The following is a 17,243-nucleotide window of genomic DNA, read 5'->3' as shown; positions in this document are numbered from 1 at the left end:
CGGGTTCCGGGCTGCGCCGAATCACTTCTGAAGGCGGCCACACGAAACCGTCGACTCAGCGTTATGGGAGACACGGAAGGGAGCGGGAATAAGCGGGTGAGGACAATGCATCTGGATAGACATCCTGCCCATGAGGCAGGGGCTGGCCCTTGGCCGCATGCCGCAGCTCCTGGCCCACGTCCGCCGGCAGGCGGCTTATGCTTGGGAGTGATGGATACTCCGAATGCCCCGAACCCCGAGGCCGCCGCTCCCACGCGTACCTCAGCCGACATCAACGTCCGGCTCGGCAGCCTGCTGGAACTTATTGCCCACGGCGACCAGGCGGCGTTCGCGGAGTTTTACAGCCTCACCTCGAGGCGCGTCTTCGGCATGGCACGCCGGGTCCTAATCGATACCGAACTCAGCGAGGACACCACCCAGGAAGTCTTCCTGCAGGTCTGGCAGAACGCGGCCAAGTTCAATCCCGCGGCCGGCAGCCCGCTCGCCTGGCTCATGACTATCTCGCACCGCCGCGCCGTCGACAAAGTCCGGTCCTCACAGTCCGCCACTGACCGCGAAGCCAGATACGGGGCCAGCAGCCAGGAAATCGACCACGACTCCGTCTCGGACGAGGTGGGCAGCCGGCTTGAAGCCGAGGCAGTTGTCCGGTGCCTGGAGACGCTGACCGATACGCAACAGGAGTCCGTGCGGCTGGCATACTACGGCGGCCTCACCTACCGGGAAGTGGCCGAGCGGCTCAATGCCGCGGTTCCTACCATCAAGTCCCGCATCCGCGACGGACTCATCCGATTGAAGACCTGCTTGGGGGTGAGCTGAATTGACCGACATGAACCCACATGAGAACGACAACCGCCTCCCCGGCGGCTTCACAGCCGAGATCGCCACCGACCTGGCTTCCGGCCGCGTGGTGGACCTTGCCGAGGTCTATGCCCTCAATGCCGTGGACGACGCCGAACACGCCGCGATCGAGCAGTTCCTCGCCACCGCACCAGCAGCAGACCGGGATGCCTTCAACGAACGCGTCCGGCAGGCCAGGGAGACCCTGGCCACCAGCTTCACCGCCGAGGAAGAGCCACCGCCCGGGCTGCTGGACCGGATCATGTCATCACTGCCGGCGCAGACGGCACAGCCGGCCCCCGCCGCAGCGCCCCTCCCCGGCACGGGTCCGCAAACGACGCCTGCGATGCCGCATCCGGTGCGCGACAACTCCGGAATGGCTGCCACCGACGAGCTCGGTGCGGCCCGCAAGCGCAGGGAAGAACGCCGCCGCCCGCAGGGCATGCGGAACTGGCTTGTCGGCGTCGCCGCAGCAGCCGTGATCGCCCTGGGCGGCGTCGGCGTGGGCGCCTACGTGGCAAACCAGAACGATCCCCTGAACCAGGTACTGCAGGCCAGCGACGTCCACCAGGCCACCGTGGACGTCAACGGCGGCGGCACGGCCACGGTGTCGATTTCCCAGTCCAGGAACGCCGCCGTCGTCAGGATGAACGGCGTACCTGCTCCGCCCGCGGGCAAGGTCTACCAGATGTGGCTGATCCCGAAGGACGGCTCGGCCCCGGTGTCCCAGGGCCTCATGGACGCTGAAGCCCTGTCCAAGCCCGCGGTGGTCAAGGGCATCGGCTCCGCCGCCGCCCTTGGCATCACCGTGGAACCCGTAGGGGGATCCGCGAAACCAACCCTGCCCACCGTCGCCGCTGCGCCGCTGGACGCCTGACCGACCATCGGTACCAGCCCCAGGGCACAGGCGTCGTCCAGACAAAAAGCCGCCCGGGCCGTCGTTTCTTCCGGAGAAGGAGCAACGGCCCGGGCGGCTTGCTGCGTTTACGGCAGCTTGTCTACCGCAACTCGATTACGGCAGCTTGTATGGTGCAGCTAAATGAAGAGCGAGAGCAGCATGAGCAGGCCGAAGCTCACCACGGAAATCAGCGTCTCCATAACGGACCAGGTCTTGAACGTCTGGCCCACGGTCAATCCGAACAGCTCCTTGACGAGCCAGAAGCCGGCGTCGTTTACATGTGAGAAGAACAGCGAGCCGGCGCCGATGACCAAGGCCAGCAAGGCGGCGTGCGTCGGCGTCAGCGAGCTGGCCAGCGGAGCCACGATGCCGGCGGCCGTCACGGTGGCGACGGTGGCCGAGCCTGTTGCCAGGCGCAGGGCAACGGCCACAATGAAGCCGAGCACGAGGACGGACATGTTCGTCCCCTCGGCCCAAGCCTTCACGGAGTCCCCCACGCCGGCGCCAATGAGCGTCTGCTTGAAGCCGCCGCCCGCGCCGACGATCAGCAGGATCCCGGCAATCGGGCCGAGGCTGGCGCTGATTTTTTTCGTGATCAAGGCTCCGTTGAGCCCCACGGCGTAGCCAAAGGTCACCATAGCCAGCAGCACGGCGAGCGTCATGGCCACGAGCGGCTGGCCGACGAAGTCGAAGAACATCCGAATGGCCGGGGCCGTCTTGAGGTCGGGCCAGATGATGTCCACGACCGCCCTGAGGAGCATGAGCACCACCGGGAAGAGAATGGTCAGCAGTGTGACGAGGAAGCTCGGGGGCCGCTTAACACCCTCCAGATCCGCGCCGTGCACGGTGTCGACGCCGCCGGCAACGGCGGGGGCGCCCACCGGCACCCAACGGGCCGCGAGGCGCGAGAACAGCGGGCCACAGATGATCACCGTGGGGATGGCAACCAGGATGCCGAGGGCCAGAGTGGTGCCCAAGTCAGCTTTGAGTGCGCTGATCGCGATCAGCGGTCCGGGGTGCGGGGGCACCAGGCCATGCAGCACGGACAGGCCGGCCAGTGCCGGGATGGCGATGCGCATGAGCGGCATCTTCGAGCGCTGGGTGACCAGGACGATCACCGGCAGCAGCAGGACGAGCCCGATCTCGAAGAACATCGGCAGGCCGATGATCACGGCAACGAGGGTGATGGACCAGACCAGCTTGTTTCCGGTGGCCTTGGCCAGGAGGGTGTCGACCACCCGGTTGGCGCCGCCGGAGTCGGCGAGCAGCTTGCCCAGCATCGCGCCGAGCGCGACCAGCAGGCCGACTTCCTTCAGGACGCCGCCCACACCGTCTTCGAAGTTGGCGATCACCTTCGCCGGTTCCACGCCAGCGGCGAGGCCGACGAAACCGGACCCCAGAATCAGGGCAAGGAAGGGGTGGAACTTGAACTTGGCGATCAGTACTACGAGCAGGGCGATGCCCAGGCCGGCGATGATCAGTAGTTGGGTGTTGACGCCGGATCCGCCATCAACGGCAGCAGGAAGCGGCATTGCTATCAGAGATTTCACAAAATTCCTTGGTCCGCGCCAGAACGCGGGTAGGCTCAGGGCCTGGGGTTGGCGGCGTCGAGGCTAAGTCGGGTGATGATTTCCTGTGCTTCTTCCGCCGGTGTGGCGGAGACGGACAGGGAAATGAAGTTTTCGCCCGCCGTGGGCGCTTCGAGTGCGTCGAACTGTGACTCCAGCAGCGACTGGGGCATGTAGTGCCCGTGCCGGGAGGCCAGCCGGTCGGAGATCTTGTCCCGTGATCCCTCGAGGAACACGAACACCACCCCTTCGCCGCGCAGGATGTCCCGGTACCGCTTCTTCAGCGCCGAACAGGTCACGACGCCGGGGGTCCCGGCCTCCGTGTGGGCCCGGATCCAGTCCGCAATGGTTTCCAGCCAAGGCCACCGGTCCTCATCGGTCAGCGGCTCTCCTGCGTGCATCTTCGCCACGTTTGCTTCCGGGTGGAGGTCGTCGCCTTCGGCAAGATCCCAGCCCAGCCGGCCGGCCAGCAGTCCGGCCACGGTTGATTTGCCGGAGCCGGAGACGCCCATGATTACAAGTACGGGGTGTTGCGCAGTCTTCGCCATCAAAGTCTGCCTTCCATCAAATAAATATGATTTAAACAGATGCCAGCATAAGGCAGAGACTGTGGTGCGGGCAACACTAGAAGCCGGCAATGGTTCCCGGGCCGTTGACTGCAACGACATGGAAGGCCTCGGCGCTGCGCCCGGCCGGTAGTCCGGCGCGTGCTCCCGTGCTGAGCATGAGCCCGCGGACTGTGCGCTCCATGGCCTCAACGTCGGGATGCTGGCTGACGTGGATATGGACGGCGGCCAGCTTGCTCTCGACGTGGTCCGTGACGTCCGTAAAGTGGTTCTCGCGCTCCTCCGGTCCGGCGAACAGCCACAGCCAAGGCAGCTTGTACGCCTCAAGCCCGGACTCGGCCAGCTCCGGGTAGGCGAACGGGTTTTCCAGCGCGGGATACACGGCACGGGTGACGGCCTCCCCCACAGCCAGGTGGTCCGGATGGCTCTTCTGGATCCGGTTCCAGTTGCGTTCCGGGTGCATGGACAGCACGACGTCGGGCCGGAGCTGCCGGATCAGGCGCACCACCTCGCGCATCACCTCGTGCGAGGGTTCGAGGTAGCCGTCACGCTGGTGCAGGTAATGGATGTCCGTGACGCCGACCAGGGCGGCGGCGCGCTGCTGCTCCGCAACACGCAGCCGTACGATTTCGTCGCGCTGGGCGGGATCAAAGCCGCCGGCGTCGCCGTCGGTCATGATGCAGTAGCTGACCTGGACTCCTGCGGCGGTCCAGGCTGCCACGGTGCCGGCGGCGCCGAAGTCGATGTCGTCGGGGTGGGCCGTGAAACAAAGCACCCGTTCGATCCGGGAGCTCCCAGGGTCGAACGGGCTTTGCGCCGGAACGGCGTTGGTGCTCATTCAGTCAGCCTTTGCGCTTCTTGATTTCCGCGGTTGCCTGCGGCAGGACCTGGAAGAGGTCGCCCACAACGCCGAAGTCCGCGATCTCGAAAACCGGCGATTCGGCGTCCTTGTTTACGGCCACGATCACCCTGGCGGTCTGCATGCCGGCCTTCTGCTGGATGGCTCCGGAAATCCCCGCAGAGATATAGAGCTGCGGCGAGACGGTCTTGCCGGTCTGGCCGATCTGCGCGTCGTGGCCGATCCAGCCGGCGTCCGTGGCGGCCCGCGAGGCGCCGATGGCCGCACCCAGGGCGTCGGCGAGTTCCTCCAGCGGACCAAAGTTGCCGTCCACGCCGCGGCCGCCGGCGACGACGATCCGCGCCTCGGTCAGATCGGGGCGCCCACTTTCGGGCTTTTCTCTGCGTGCCGTGACCCGGGCGGAGGCGGCGGTGGCCGTCTCCGGGACCGCGATTGTCACGGCCTCTGGTGCCGTGCCGGTGACGGCAGGCTCGGGCGTGATGCTGTTGGGCTTGACGGTGAGAACGGCCACGGGCGTCGTGGCCTTCGCCGTGGTGGTGTAGGAGCCGGCCAGCACGGACTTGTGCGCCGTACCGTCGGGGTCCACGGCCACGACGTCGGTGATGACACCGGCGCCGAGCTTGATGCTGAGCCGGGCGGCGATTTCTTTGCTCTCGGCCGAGTTCTCGGTCAGGACCACGGTGGCACCGGAAGTCTGGACCGCGGCGGCCAGGTAGGACGCCTTGGGGCCCACAAGATAGTCGTCGAGGTCGGCCGCAGACGGCCGGTAGAGTGCCTGGACGCCGTACGCGGCAAGGTCCGCAGCGGCGTCGTCGTGCAGTTCGCCATTGAAGGCGACGGCCGGTTCGCCGAGGGAGCGGGCGATGGTGAGCAGTTCCAGGCTCGGCTTTTTCAGCGCTTGGCCGGGGTTGTCGATGAAAACGAGTACTTTTGCCATGTTCGGATAATCCCCTTTAGAGCAGCTTCTGGGCAGCCAGGAACTCAACCAGCTGGATGCCGGCGTCGCCTTCGTCGGTGATGATGGTGCCGGCCGTGCGCGGCGGCCGGACCTCTGCGGTCTCGACGGCGGTCCAGGAACCTGTCTTGCCCACTTGGGCCGGGTCGACGCCGATGTCGGCAAGGCTCAAGGTGGTGATGGTTTTCTTCTTCGCCGCCATGATGCCCTTGAAGTTCGGGTACCGCGGATCATTGATCTGGTCGGTGACGGAAACGACGGCCGGCAGTTCGGCCTCAATGGTGTCCGCGTGGGTGTCGCCGTCGCGGCGGGCGGTGAGCTTGCCGGCGTCGAGCTCCAGCGACGCGGCAAAAGTTACCTGTGGGAGCCCCAGACGTTCGGCGAGCTGTGCCGGGACCAGCGAGGTCTCACCGTCTGTGGAGGCCATACCGGTGAGGATGAGGTCCGCCGGGGCGTCCGCGCCCAGGTGGCGGATCGCGGCGGCCAGTGCCAGCGAGGTGGCTGCGGCATCGGATCCGGCCAGGGCCTCGTCGCTGAGGTGCACGCCTTCAGAAGCTCCGATCTGGAGGGATTTCTTCACTGCGTTGACGGCCCCGGCCGGCCCCATGCTCAGGGCAATGACCTTGTTGCCGGCCGCTTCCCCACCGCGGGCCTCGCTCAGCTGCAGGGCAGCTTCCAGGGCATACTCATCCAGTTCGGACAGGATGCTCTCGGAGCGGTCCACGGTGTTGGCCTCACCAGTGAGGTGCCGGTCGAACTGCGCATCCGGGACGTGCTTGACCAGCACAATGATTTTTAGAGTTTCTTCCACTGTGTCTACAGCAGCCTTCCATGCGGGTGGACAGCCGCCCCTGGCGGGGTCTTGGCCACGGAACACCCGGTAGCCGGGCTGTTCCTAGCTAACCATATAGCCGGCGGGCAGCGCGGCCTCGGTTAACGCCTGTGTCAGCGCCCCGCCCGGTCCCGGGAATCTTCGGCAGGAGCCGGACACGGAAAGGCCGGGCCGCACCGATTGGTGCCGCCCGGCCATCCTAACTACTGCACTGCTTATTACTGCTCGGCTTCTACTGCTCGGCCGCAGCGCCGAGGGTCACGTCGAAGTCCTTCAGCTGGCCGCCGCGCAGGACCGTCACCTTGACCGTGCCCCCGGCGGGCTGTTCGCGCACTGCCGCGGTCAGCTGGTTGGGATCGCTGATGGTCAGGTTCTGGAACTTCGTCACCACGTCGCCGACCTTGATGCCGGCCTTGTCAGCGGCCGATCCGGACTCGACAGTTGCGACCTCGGCGCCCACCGAGAACCCGGAGGAGGACGAACCGGCGGCCTTGGGCTTCACGCTGACGCCGAACTGCCCGTGGGTGGCTTTGCCGCCGCTGATGATCTCCTGGGCCACGCGCTTGGCGTTGTTGATGGGGATGCTGAAGCCCACGCCAATGTTGCCGCTGCTGCTTCCGGTGGCTGAGTCGCCGCCTGCGGAGGCGATCGCGACGTTCACGCCGATGACTTCACCCTTGGTGTCCACCAGCGCGCCACCGGAGTTGCCCGGGTTGATGGCCGCATCTGTCTGGATGACGTTGATCGAAATGGACCCCTGGTCCGCGGTGTTCGGGGTCGCGCCACCGCCCGGAGGCGCGAACTGGAAGCCCTGGTCCCCGCCCTGGGAGTTATCCGCGCCGTTCTTCGGCGCAGCCGAGGACGCCACGCTGATGGTCCGGTTCAGGGTCGAGACGATACCGTCCGTGACTGTGCCGGTGAGTCCCAGCGGCGATCCGATGGCGACGGCGGTATCGCCGACGTTCAGCTTGCCCGAGTCTCCCAGCGTTGCCGGGACCAGTCCCGAGGGGTTGTCGATCTTGATCACGGCGAGATCGGACAGCGGGTCGGTACCGACGATCTTCGCGGAGTAGACCTTGCCGTCACTCGTCCGGACCTCCATGGTGGCGTTCGCGGTTTTGCCGTCGAGAGTGACCACGTGGGTGTTGGTCAGCACGTGGCCCTCGGCGTCGAGGATGATCCCGCTGCCGGTACCGCCGTCGCTGCCGCTGGTTGCCTTGATGGTCACCACGCTGGGGGAAGCTTTGAGGGCGGCGGCGGTGATGGCGTTGACGGCGTCCCTGTTGTTGACGATCACCGGACCGGCCTGGGTGGTGTCGCTCGTGGCGGCAGCGGAGGAGCGGTCCAACAACAGCGCGTTGCTGCCAGCGACCACGCCGCCGCCGATCAGGCCGGCCGCCACGATGCTGGCCACGAGGGTTGGGACACCAAACGCCGCCTTGCGCTTAGGGGCGTGCGCCGGGTTGTTCGCGAAGCCCGGGCCCGGTCCATAGGACGGACCCGCCGCCGGCTGGCCGCCGGGGTTGGCGCCGTAAGGGCCGCCGTAGTGAGACTGGCCGTACTGCGCCTGGCCTGGCTGGGACTGACCTGGCTGGGACTGACCATAGGGCGGGTGGGAGGGCTGGGCGGGTTGGCCCTGGCCGGCCTGGGAGAACGCACCGTACTGACTGGTGTGCTGGGCGGGCGCGCCGAGCTGCTGGGTGTCCGCGGCGGAGGGCTGCTGCTGGTACACCGGACGCGGTGCTCCGTCCTCGGCGCGGTCCAGCCGGAGGGTCGGGTTCTCGGGTGCAGGGCTTCCAGGTGCTGGGCTTCCCACTGCTGGCTGTGAGGGTGCCGGGTTGCCGGACGCCGCCTCGGGCGCGTTTACGGCATGCGTCTGTTCCGGCGAGCCCGCCTGCTGCCCCGCCGGTTCCCGGTTCTGTTGCGTCGGCTCCGGTGACGCACCCGGCACTGGGTTCTCAGTCATGAGACTTCCTTTCATCCTCGTCTGCCTATAACTATGGACGCTCAGGCTGACACTAGAGCGGACATTTGCTGGGAGGTTCCTGAACGGATAGTTTGCGGCCTCCGGGCCTGTATTTCCCAGTTTAGGCGCGTTTCGCTGGTGGCATATTCCCCTAGGTGGACTGCCATTTGGGTGCACCATAGAATCAAATGGAAATGCCACAGCGACCTGCGGCGCTTTACATCTGCGTGGGGGCGCTGCTGCATTCTGTGACGGCTGGTTCGACCGAACCGGTCCCAGAAGTGCTGAAGGGTTGCACATGCGGTCTAAGTTGAATCGTTTCCTCGCCGTTCTTGGCGTCGCTGGATTGCTGGCGCTCCCCGCCGCTCCAGCCCTGGCCGAAGATCCGGTGACCATTCCGTCCGGGCAGAACATCGTGGACAGCGCGAACGTGCTCGGCGGCCGCAAGGCCGAAGTCCAGGACGCCATCCAGAAGCTCCTGAAGGACCACAAGTACAACCTCTACGTCGTCACGGCAAAGACGTTCGAGAATCCGGCCGACCCCGCGCAATGGGCAAAGACCGTCGCGGAGAACAAGGGCATGGGCAAGGCCGACGTCATCCTGACCATGTCCGACGACGGGCACTACTACTTCTCCCCCAGCACGGCCAGCCCGATCTACTCCAAGACGTCCAACATCACCCAGAACGCGATAGTTCCGAACCTGGCCGGCGGAAAGCGCGACTTCGCGCAGGCGGCCATTGATACCGCAGCTGCGGTGGGCGACGCCGCGTCCGGCGGCAGCGGCACCGTGCCGTCCGACGCCGGTGCGGGCAGCGCCGTGCTGGTGGGAGTCGGCGTCGTCGCCGTGGCAGGTGGCGGAGCCTACCTGTACTTCCGCAACCGCAGGAAGAAGGCCGGCCAGGGTGCCGGGGCCTCCTCCGGGCCGCAGGGTGCGGAGGCCGATCCACTGGCGGGCCTCAGCGTGGTGGAGTTGCGCCGAAAGAGCGATTCGCTGCTGATCGAGGCCGACGACGCCATCAAGTCCAGCGAGCAGGAACTCGGATTCGCCCAGGCCCAATATGGTGACTCCGCGGTGGGTAACTTCACCAAGGCGCTGCAGGAGGCCAAGGGCCACATGACGGAGTCGTTCAAGCTGCAGCAGCAGCTCGACGACCACATCCCCGACACCGAGGAGCAGCAGCGGAGCTGGCTCGGCGAAATCATCCGCCGCTCCGAGGCCGCACTGGCCTCGCTGCAGGAGCAGAAGGCGGACTTCGATTCCCTCCGCGAGCTGGAAAAGAACGCCCCGCAGGCCCTCGCGGCCGTCGGCGCCGGAGCAGCGGATGCCGAGGCAAAGATTGCCAGCGCCGAACAGTCCCTGACGGAGCTGCGCGCCAAATACGCCGAGAGCGCCCTGGTCCAGGTTGCGGACAACATCAACCAGGCCAAGGAACGCCTCGAATTCGTGCAGAACGCCTCGACCGCGGCGCAGGAAAAGCTCGCCGCTGGCGAGAACAGCCTTGCCGCCGTGGCCGTGCGGGCAGCCGAGGAAAGCCTGCACCAGACGAACGTGCTGATTGGTGCCATCACCAAGGTGGCTGGCAGCCTCGACGAGGCACGCAGTGGCCTGGAAGCCGCCGTCGTCGACACCGCCCAGGACCTGGCGCAGGCGAAAGCGATGCTCCAGTCCGGCGCCCATCCTGAACTGTCCGGCCCGGTGGCCGCCGTGGAAGCGGCGCTCGCGCAGGTCAAGGCGGAAATTCAGGGCGGCAAGATCGATCCCATCGCCACCCTGGAACGGGTCGAAACGGCGCACCAGACCCTGGACCAGTCCCTGGGCGGAATCCGCGACCAGCAGGAACAGGCGCGCCGCGCCCAGGCCTCGCTGCAGCAGAGCATCATGTCGGCCCAGGCCCAGATCAGCGCGACGTCGGACTACATCACCGCCCGCCGCGGAGGCGTGGGCACCGATGCCCGCACACGCCTGGCGGAAGCCCAGCGGAACCTGGACTATGCGCTCTCCATCTCCCGCACGGACCCGGTCACCGCGCTGCAGTACGCGCAGCAGGCCCACGCACTGGCGTCGCAGGCCGCGCAGCTGGCCCAGTCAGATGTTGACCAATTCGGCGGCTACGCCAACCAGGGCTACGGCCGTGGCGGGGTGTTCGGCGGCAGCGGCGGAGGCGGCCTTGGCGGCGCGATCCTCGGCGGAATCCTTATCAACTCGATCCTCCACGGCGGAGGCGGCGGAGGCTGGGGCGGCGGCGGAGGCAGCTGGGGCGGCGACGACTCCGGCGGCGGTTGGGGTGGCGGCGGCGACTTTGGCGGCGGAGGAGACTTCGGCGGCGGCGATTCCGGCAGTTTCTAGCCTGTAGCCACCCCCGCACGGGACACAGCTTCGGGAAACAGGGACGGGAACGGTACAGACCACGCTCCGGCCGCAACGGACCGGACAGCGGATACATGCGACACACATCGATCACTGGAATCAGTGAGACAACGGAGCAGGACGAAAGGTAACACCATGGTTAAGCAGTCCATTTTCGGCCGCATGGCGCAGCTGGCGAAGGCAAACATCAACTCGTTGCTGGACCAGGCCGAGGATCCGCAGAAAATGCTGGACCAGATGGTCCGCGACTACACGAACAACATCGCGGAGGCCGAGTCCGCCGTGGCCCAGACCATCGGCAACCTGCGCATGCTCCAGGACGACTACAACGAGGACGTCCGCAACGCCCAGGACTGGGGCAAGAAGGCCCTCGCCGCGTCGCGCAAAGCCGACGAATACCGCGCCAAGGGCGACGTCGGCGACGCGGAGAAGTTCGACAACCTGGCCAAGGTTGCCCTGCAGCGGCAGATGGGCTCTGAGAACGAGGCCAGGGCCGCCGAACCGAGCATCGCGTCCCAGACCGAGGTGGTGGACAAGCTCAAGCACGGTCTTGACCAGATGAAGGGCAAGCTCAACGAACTGACCAGCAAGCGCAATGAGCTGGTGGCCCGGTCCAAGACCGTGGCGGCCCAGACCCAGGTCCACGACGCCCTCAAGAGCATCAACATCATGGACCCCACCTCCGAGGTGGGCCGCTTCGAACAGAAGATCCGCCGCGAAGAAGCCAAGGTCCGCGGCCAGCAGGAACTCGCTGAATCGAGCCTGGACGCCCAGTTCAACTCGCTGGAGGATCTGGGCGAGCAGACCGAGATCGAAGCCCGGCTGGCAGCGCTGAAGTCCGGCGGCTCCCCCGCCGCCATCGGCGCCGGCGACAAGAGCGCCGAGTCTGAATCCACGGTAGACGAGGCCGACTTCGACAAGCTCTGACCCACGCACGTTACGGACCCAGGGGCCGGACGCCGGCGGGTGAGCCTGACACCACAGGTTCGCCCGCCGGAGCCCGGCCCTTGTTGTGTCCTTCGTTGCACCCTACTGGCGGCGGTGCCGGCCGCCGCGCGTGTACCGTGGATCCATGTCTGCGACCCTTGTTTGGCTTCGTGACGACCTCCGGCTGGATGACAATCCGGCGCTGGCGGAGGCCGCCGCCCTGCACACACCCCTGACCGTCGTCTATGTCCTGGATGAGGAGTCGCCCGGCATCCGGCCACTGGGCGGAGCGGTGAAGTGGTGGCTCCACCACTCCTTGGCCGAGCTGGCCGGCGCGCTGGAGGCCGCGGGCTCGCGGCTGCTGCTCCGCCGCGGGCCGGCCGCCCGGATCATCCAGGACCTGGCGGTGGAAACATCGGCCGACACGCTGCTGTGGAACCGCCGTTACGGCGGGCCCGAACGCACGGTCGACGCCGGCCTGAAGAGCTGGGCCACCGAGCACGGCATCAGCGCCACGAGCTTCCAGGCAAACCTCATGTTCGAGCCATGGACCGTGCGGACCGGCAGCGATGGTCCCTACAAGGTCTTCACGCCGTTCTGGAAGGCCTGCCTGACCGGCACCGAGCCCCGGCAGCCCTTGGAGGCCCCGGACCAGCTCCCGGCCCCGGCACGCACGCGCAGCGGCAGCCTGCCGGAGAGCGAAACGCTCGAGGCCTGGGGTCTGCTCCCCCGGCATCCCGACTGGAGCTCCGGACTGGCCGGCACCTGGACACCGGGTGAAGCCGGCGCCTACAGCCGGCTCATGGATTTCGTGGACGGGCCGGCAGCAGAATATGGCACCGGCCGCGACGTCCCCGGCGTCGAAGGTACCAGCCGGCTTTCCCCGCATCTGCGTTTTGGCGAAATCAGTCCCTTCCGGATCTGGCACACGCTGCGGGACAGCTTTGCGCCGGGGGCGCCGGCCGACGTCGGGATCTTCCGTTCCGAACTTGGCTGGCGGGAATTCTGCTGGCAGCTGCTCTACGAGAATCCGGACCTGGCGACGCGGAATTACCGGCCGGAGTTCGACCGCTTCGAGTGGCAGCCGGCATCGGGCGCCGAACTGGAAGCCTGGCAGCAGGGCCGCACCGGCTACCCGATGGTGGACGCGGGCATGCGCCAGCTCTGGCAGACGGGGTGGATGCACAACCGGGTGCGGATGGCCGCGGCGTCCTTCCTGGTGAAGAACCTGCTGGCCGACTGGCGGCTCGGCGAGGCTTGGTTCTGGGACACCCTGGTGGACGCCGATGCCGCGAGCAACCCGGCCAATTGGCAGTGGGTCGCGGGCTCGGGGGCCGACGCCTCGCCGTATTTCCGGATCTTCAACCCTGTCACGCAGAGCAAGAAGTTCGACACCGCAGGACGATACCTGCGCGGCTACATACCCGAGCTCGCCGCACTGGACGACAAAGCCGTCCACGAGCCATGGAAGACCCACGGCCCCGCCACCGGCTACCCCGCACCCATCGTGGACCTTGCCGAGTCCCGGGCGCGTGCACTGGCGACCTACCAACGGCTCAAGGACGGCTGACAGGTGGCCGGGGCCGGCAGGCCCCGGTTGCGCCGCTCCCAGCGGTGGCCGCCCTCAGCCGCAGCCGTAGCGGTCCGGGGCGGTAGCAGTCCGCCGTCCACAGCGGTAGCAGTCCGCGGCGGTAGGCGTCCGCGGAAAAACAGAAAAGGCCCGGATCATCAGATCCGGGCCTTTCTGTGTACTGCTGGTGATTCCTGGTTGCGGGGACAGGATTTGAACCTGTGACCTCTGGGTTATGAGCCCAGCGAGCTACCGAACTGCTCCACCCCGCGTCGCTTGATCAACTCTACCCTAGTTTCCGGGCGGCCCTGACCACGTCCCCAAACGGGGTCCAGTCCGGGCCAGCCCAGTCCAGTCCGGCCCAACCAGGTCGCTTGCGGTCGCGTCCGGTATCCGAGTCCAGTTCAATTTACCGGTCCCGCAGGACGCAACTGGGACGCCCGGCATTAACACAGGTTTTGTCCTACAACGCGTTCCCGGCTCCCCGGGCCACCGCGGCGCTTAAAGCGAAAGGTCCGGAACACTGTTTCCAGTGTTCCGGACCTTTTCTCCAGTTGCGGGGACAGGATTTGAACCTGTGACCTCTGGGTTATGAGCCCAGCGAGCTACCGAACTGCTCCACCCCGCGTCGCAAGATCAACTCTACCTGCCGGTGAACTTGAGGCCAAATCGGGGTGACGTGATGTGCATCTCGCCGGCCGCGGGTGCGGCCGGGTGCACGGGACACCCGCGGCCCAAGACGCGCAGACCGGGGCGGGCCCGTCTGCGCCACAGGCCGGGCTTGCCTCTCCGTGGAGGGGCAAACCCGGCCCGAGGACCGCGCACAGCCTGTGCTTTGCTGTAGCGCAGCGCTAGTTGCTAGCGCCGCGTCAGCCGCCGGCCGTGGCTGACGGCGAGGCCGACGGTGATGCCGATGGAGAAGCGGTGCCCGCCGGCGCAGCCGGGGCTTCCAGCTTCGCTTCGGCCTCGAGCGCCTTCTGCAAGGCGGCATTTAGCTTTTTCTGCTGTTCACCATAGGTCGCGAAGTCGCCCTTCGCGAGGGCCTCCTGGCCGGCCTTGATCGCGGCGTTTGCCTCGTCCAGGGCGGCCTTCAGTTCAGCCTTCGCGTCGGTGCTGCCTGGCGCTGCCGGTGCGCCCCCTGGGGTGGGTGTGGCCGGCGTTTGGCCCTTGTTCGGCTTGTCCCCTGCCGCGGCCCCCGAATTCCCGCCGAACAGCTGGTTCAGTGCCTCGTCCAGCGTGGGCGCGAACCCGATCTTGTCGCCGAACGCCACCAGGACGCGCTGCAGCGTCGGGTAGGAGGTTTCACCCGTGGATCGCAGATAGACGGGCTGGACGTACGCCATGCCGCCGCCGACCGGCAGCGTCAGGAGGTTGCCGTTGAGCACCGCCGACGCACCCTGGCGCAGCAGGTTGAGGGCCTGCGAGACGGTGGGGTCGGAGTTGAACTTGTTCTGCGCCTGGCCGGGGCCCGGGACCTGGGTCTCCGGCGGGATCTGCAGGAGCCTGAGCTGGCCGTAGCTGTCCGCCTTGACGCCCTTCTGGTTGCCGGCGTCGGAGTCCGCGGCCAGGTAACCGTAGAGCACGTTGCGGGCGTTGCCGTTGACCACCTGCGGGATGAACGACGACGTCAGCTGGAACGCCGGCTTGTCCTGGTCGGGCATCTTCAGTGACATGTAGTACGGCGGCTGCTTGACCTCGTCCTTGACGGTGGGGTCGTTGGGGACGGACCAGGCGTCAATGTTGGTGTAGAAGCTGTCTGGGTTGGTCACGTGGTATCGGCCGAGGAGCTCGCGCTGAACCTTGAACAGGTCCTCCGGGTACCGCACATGGCTCATGAGCGCACCGGACATCTCGGTATAGGGCTTCACCGACGTGGGGAAGACTTTCTGCCAGGCCTTCAGGACCGGGTCCTGGTCATCCCAGGCGTAGAGGGTCACGGAGCCGTCGTAGGCGTCCACGGTGGCCTTGACCGAGTTGCGGATGTAGTTCACCGAGCTGTTCGGCAGGGCTACCGTCCGATTCGCGGCGGTCTGTGAGTCGGCCGTCGCCGCGGAGAGTTGCTCCTGCTGCGAGTACGGGAAGTACGGGCTCGTGGTGTACCCGTCCACGATCCACTTCACCCTGCCGTCGACGACGGCGGGATAAGGATTGCCGTCCACGGTCAGGTAGGGCGCTACCTTTTCGACGCGGTCGCGCGGGTTGCGGTCGTAGAGGATCTGGGACTCGGCGTTCACGCCGTCGGAAAGCAGCAGGTCCGAGGACTGGAACTTGACCGCGTAGAGGATCTTGTTGAAGAAGCTGCCGACGTTCGGGCCGCCGTTGCCGGTGAAGGTGTACTGCGTTTCGCCGTCGCCTTCCTTGGCCGCGGGCCGGTCCTGCTCGCGGTGCGGGGCACCGGCCGGGGCGCCCACGATCGAGTAGTCGGGCGAGTCCTGGCCGAAGTAGACGCGGGGCTGATAGGTCGAATCGTTGCCGAGCGCGCCGGTGGACGGGATGCCCGACTGCAGGAAGTCCGGTTTGCCGTCCACGGTGAACTTGTTGCCCTTGGCCGCGACGACGCCGTAGCCGTGCGTGTAGACCACGTGCCGGTTCAGCCAGGACTGCTGGTTGGTGGCCAGCCCGTCCGGGTTGAGTTCGCGGACGGCGATGACCGTGTCCTGGACCTTGCCGTCGATCACGTAGCGGTCCACATTCAGGGCGCTGGGGAACTGGTAATAGGGCCGGTACTGCTCAAGCTGCGAGAACGCATCTGAGATCAGGTTCGGATCGAGCAGACGGATGTTGGCGGTGGTCTGCGCATCGGGGGCCAGCGCACCGGTGGTGGCGGCGGTGGTGGCGTTGTACCGCTTTTCCTGGACCTTATCCAGTCCGTAGGCGGCACGGGTCATGACGATGTTCCGCTTGATGAATTCGTTCTCCAGCGTCTGCTCCGAGGGCCGGACCTGGAACTGCTGGATGACCCACGGGTAGACGCCGCCGGCCAGGATGGCCGTGATGATAAGCATGGCGGTGCCGATCACGGGCAGGCGCCACTTGCCGATCACCGCGGCGACGATGAACAGCACGGCGACGATCGCCGCGGCCACGGCCAGGATGGCCTTGGTCGGAATGACGGCGTTCACATCCGTGTACAGCGCACCGGCCCAGCGTCCGCCGTTGTTCTGCACGGTGGAATAGCGGTCCAGCCAGAAGTTGATGCCCATCAGCAGCAGGAAGGCGGCGCCCGTGACAGCCAGGTGGATCTGGGCGGCGCGGCTGGTGAAGATCCCACGTTCCATGATCCGGATGCTGCCGTAGAGGTAGTGCGTGAGGATGCCGGCGAGGCCAGCGACCACGGTGACGCTGATGAGGAACCCGGTGACGAAGCCGAGGAACGGAAGGGTCATGAGGTAGAAGCTGATGTCCAGGCCGAACTGAGGATCATTCTGGCCGAAGGGCTCCTGGTTCAGGAACAGGAGCACTTTCTGCCACTGGCTGGCGGCGGCGCTGCCGGCAAACAGGCCAAAGAGGATAGGAATCCCCACCATCACGACGCGTCGGACGGGTTCGAGCTGGGCCTGGTAGCGGTTCAGGTTGTCCCGGATTTCCGAGTCGGGGGCGTACACCGGCCGGGCGTGGTAGGCAATCCGGATGGCGAAGAAGACGGCAGTAAACATGACCGCGAAACCGGTCATGAAGATCCCGATCCTGGCCAGGTTCTCGGTCAGGAACACTTCGAAGAAGCCCAGCTGCTGGTACCAGAGGACATCCGTCCAGACATTGGCGAAGAAGATGAATCCGACCACGATCAGGGCCACGATGATCAGCGTCGGCGTCAGGGCGCCGCGTCGTGTCTGGGGTCTTCCGGGCGGGACAGTGCTGGCGGGACGGGACAAACTCGGTACCTCATAGCTG

Annotated in this window: 12 protein-coding genes and 2 tRNA genes; 5 read left to right on the top strand and 9 right to left on the bottom strand. The window is 66.6% G+C overall.

Translation table 11 applies throughout. The features are described 5' to 3' along the window. The first annotated feature begins 210 nt into the window (after positions 1-210). Entirely contained in the window at positions 211-816 is a 606-nt protein-coding gene (sigK, locus tag AC1DEM_RS01750; RefSeq protein ID WP_476882810.1) for an ECF RNA polymerase sigma factor SigK, read from the top strand. A gap of 10 nt (positions 817-826) precedes the next feature. Next, on the top strand, positions 827-1,714 hold the full coding sequence (locus AC1DEM_RS01745; protein ID WP_476882809.1) for an anti-sigma factor: 888 nt from the start codon (positions 827-829) through the stop codon (positions 1,712-1,714). A 158-nt stretch (positions 1,715-1,872) separates the two neighbouring features. Here the strand turns inward: AC1DEM_RS01745 and AC1DEM_RS01740 are convergent, their stop codons facing one another. From AC1DEM_RS01740 to AC1DEM_RS01715, 6 genes are all read right to left on the bottom strand, one after another. Beyond that, positions 1,873-3,267: a GntT/GntP/DsdX family permease gene (locus AC1DEM_RS01740; protein ID WP_476882918.1), complete on the bottom strand. Its 1,395-nt coding sequence runs from the start codon at positions 3,265-3,267 to the stop codon at positions 1,873-1,875. Positions 3,268-3,320: 53 nt separating this feature from the next. Further along, entirely contained in the window at positions 3,321-3,851 is a 531-nt protein-coding gene (locus tag AC1DEM_RS01735; protein WP_476882808.1) for a gluconokinase, read from the bottom strand. A 76-nt stretch (positions 3,852-3,927) separates the two neighbouring features. Next, positions 3,928-4,707 carry a PIG-L deacetylase family protein gene (locus AC1DEM_RS01730; protein ID WP_476882807.1) on the bottom strand — a complete coding sequence of 260 codons (780 nt, stop codon included), beginning with the start codon at positions 4,705-4,707 and terminating at the stop codon, positions 3,928-3,930. Between the two features lie 4 nt (positions 4,708-4,711). Next, positions 4,712-5,665 carry an electron transfer flavoprotein subunit alpha/FixB family protein gene (locus AC1DEM_RS01725; protein WP_476882806.1) on the bottom strand — a complete coding sequence of 318 codons (954 nt, stop codon included), beginning with the start codon at positions 5,663-5,665 and terminating at the stop codon, positions 4,712-4,714. A gap of 16 nt (positions 5,666-5,681) precedes the next feature. Beyond that, positions 5,682-6,494: an electron transfer flavoprotein subunit beta/FixA family protein gene (locus AC1DEM_RS01720; RefSeq protein ID WP_476882805.1), complete on the bottom strand. Its 813-nt coding sequence runs from the start codon at positions 6,492-6,494 to the stop codon at positions 5,682-5,684. Between the two features lie 253 nt (positions 6,495-6,747). Next, positions 6,748-8,481: a S1C family serine protease gene (locus tag AC1DEM_RS01715; RefSeq protein ID WP_476882804.1), complete on the bottom strand. Its 1,734-nt coding sequence runs from the start codon at positions 8,479-8,481 to the stop codon at positions 6,748-6,750. Positions 8,482-8,779: 298 nt separating this feature from the next. Between AC1DEM_RS01715 and AC1DEM_RS01710 the strand changes: the two genes are divergently transcribed. From AC1DEM_RS01710 to AC1DEM_RS01700, 3 genes are all read left to right on the top strand, one after another. Further along, the gene (locus AC1DEM_RS01710; RefSeq protein ID WP_476882803.1) at positions 8,780-10,831 is read left to right on the top strand and encodes a TPM domain-containing protein; all 2,052 of its coding nucleotides are present in this window, start codon (positions 8,780-8,782) and stop codon (positions 10,829-10,831) included. A 156-nt stretch (positions 10,832-10,987) separates the two neighbouring features. Then, entirely contained in the window at positions 10,988-11,779 is a 792-nt protein-coding gene (locus AC1DEM_RS01705) for a PspA/IM30 family protein (protein ID WP_476882802.1), read from the top strand. Positions 11,780-11,924: 145 nt separating this feature from the next. After that, positions 11,925-13,349, top strand: a complete 1,425-nt coding sequence (locus AC1DEM_RS01700; RefSeq protein ID WP_476882801.1) for a cryptochrome/photolyase family protein — start codon at positions 11,925-11,927, stop codon at positions 13,347-13,349. Positions 13,350-13,544: 195 nt separating this feature from the next. On the opposite strand, the gene AC1DEM_RS01695 is transcribed toward AC1DEM_RS01700, so the two are convergent. The 3 genes from AC1DEM_RS01695 to AC1DEM_RS01685 all read right to left on the bottom strand — a co-directional run bounded on the left by AC1DEM_RS01695 (position 13,545) and on the right by AC1DEM_RS01685 (position 17,224). Next, positions 13,545-13,621, bottom strand: a tRNA-Met gene (locus tag AC1DEM_RS01695). A gap of 282 nt (positions 13,622-13,903) precedes the next feature. Continuing rightward, positions 13,904-13,977, bottom strand: a tRNA-Met gene (locus tag AC1DEM_RS01690). A 241-nt stretch (positions 13,978-14,218) separates the two neighbouring features. Further along, complete coding sequence (locus tag AC1DEM_RS01685; RefSeq protein ID WP_476882800.1) at positions 14,219-17,224, bottom strand: UPF0182 family membrane protein; 3,006 nt, start codon at positions 17,222-17,224, stop codon at positions 14,219-14,221. Positions 17,225-17,243 lie beyond the last annotated feature (19 nt).

Source organism: Arthrobacter sp. 05T420 (assembly GCF_056396305.1).
This window is presented reverse-complemented; position numbering and strand designations above follow the sequence as displayed.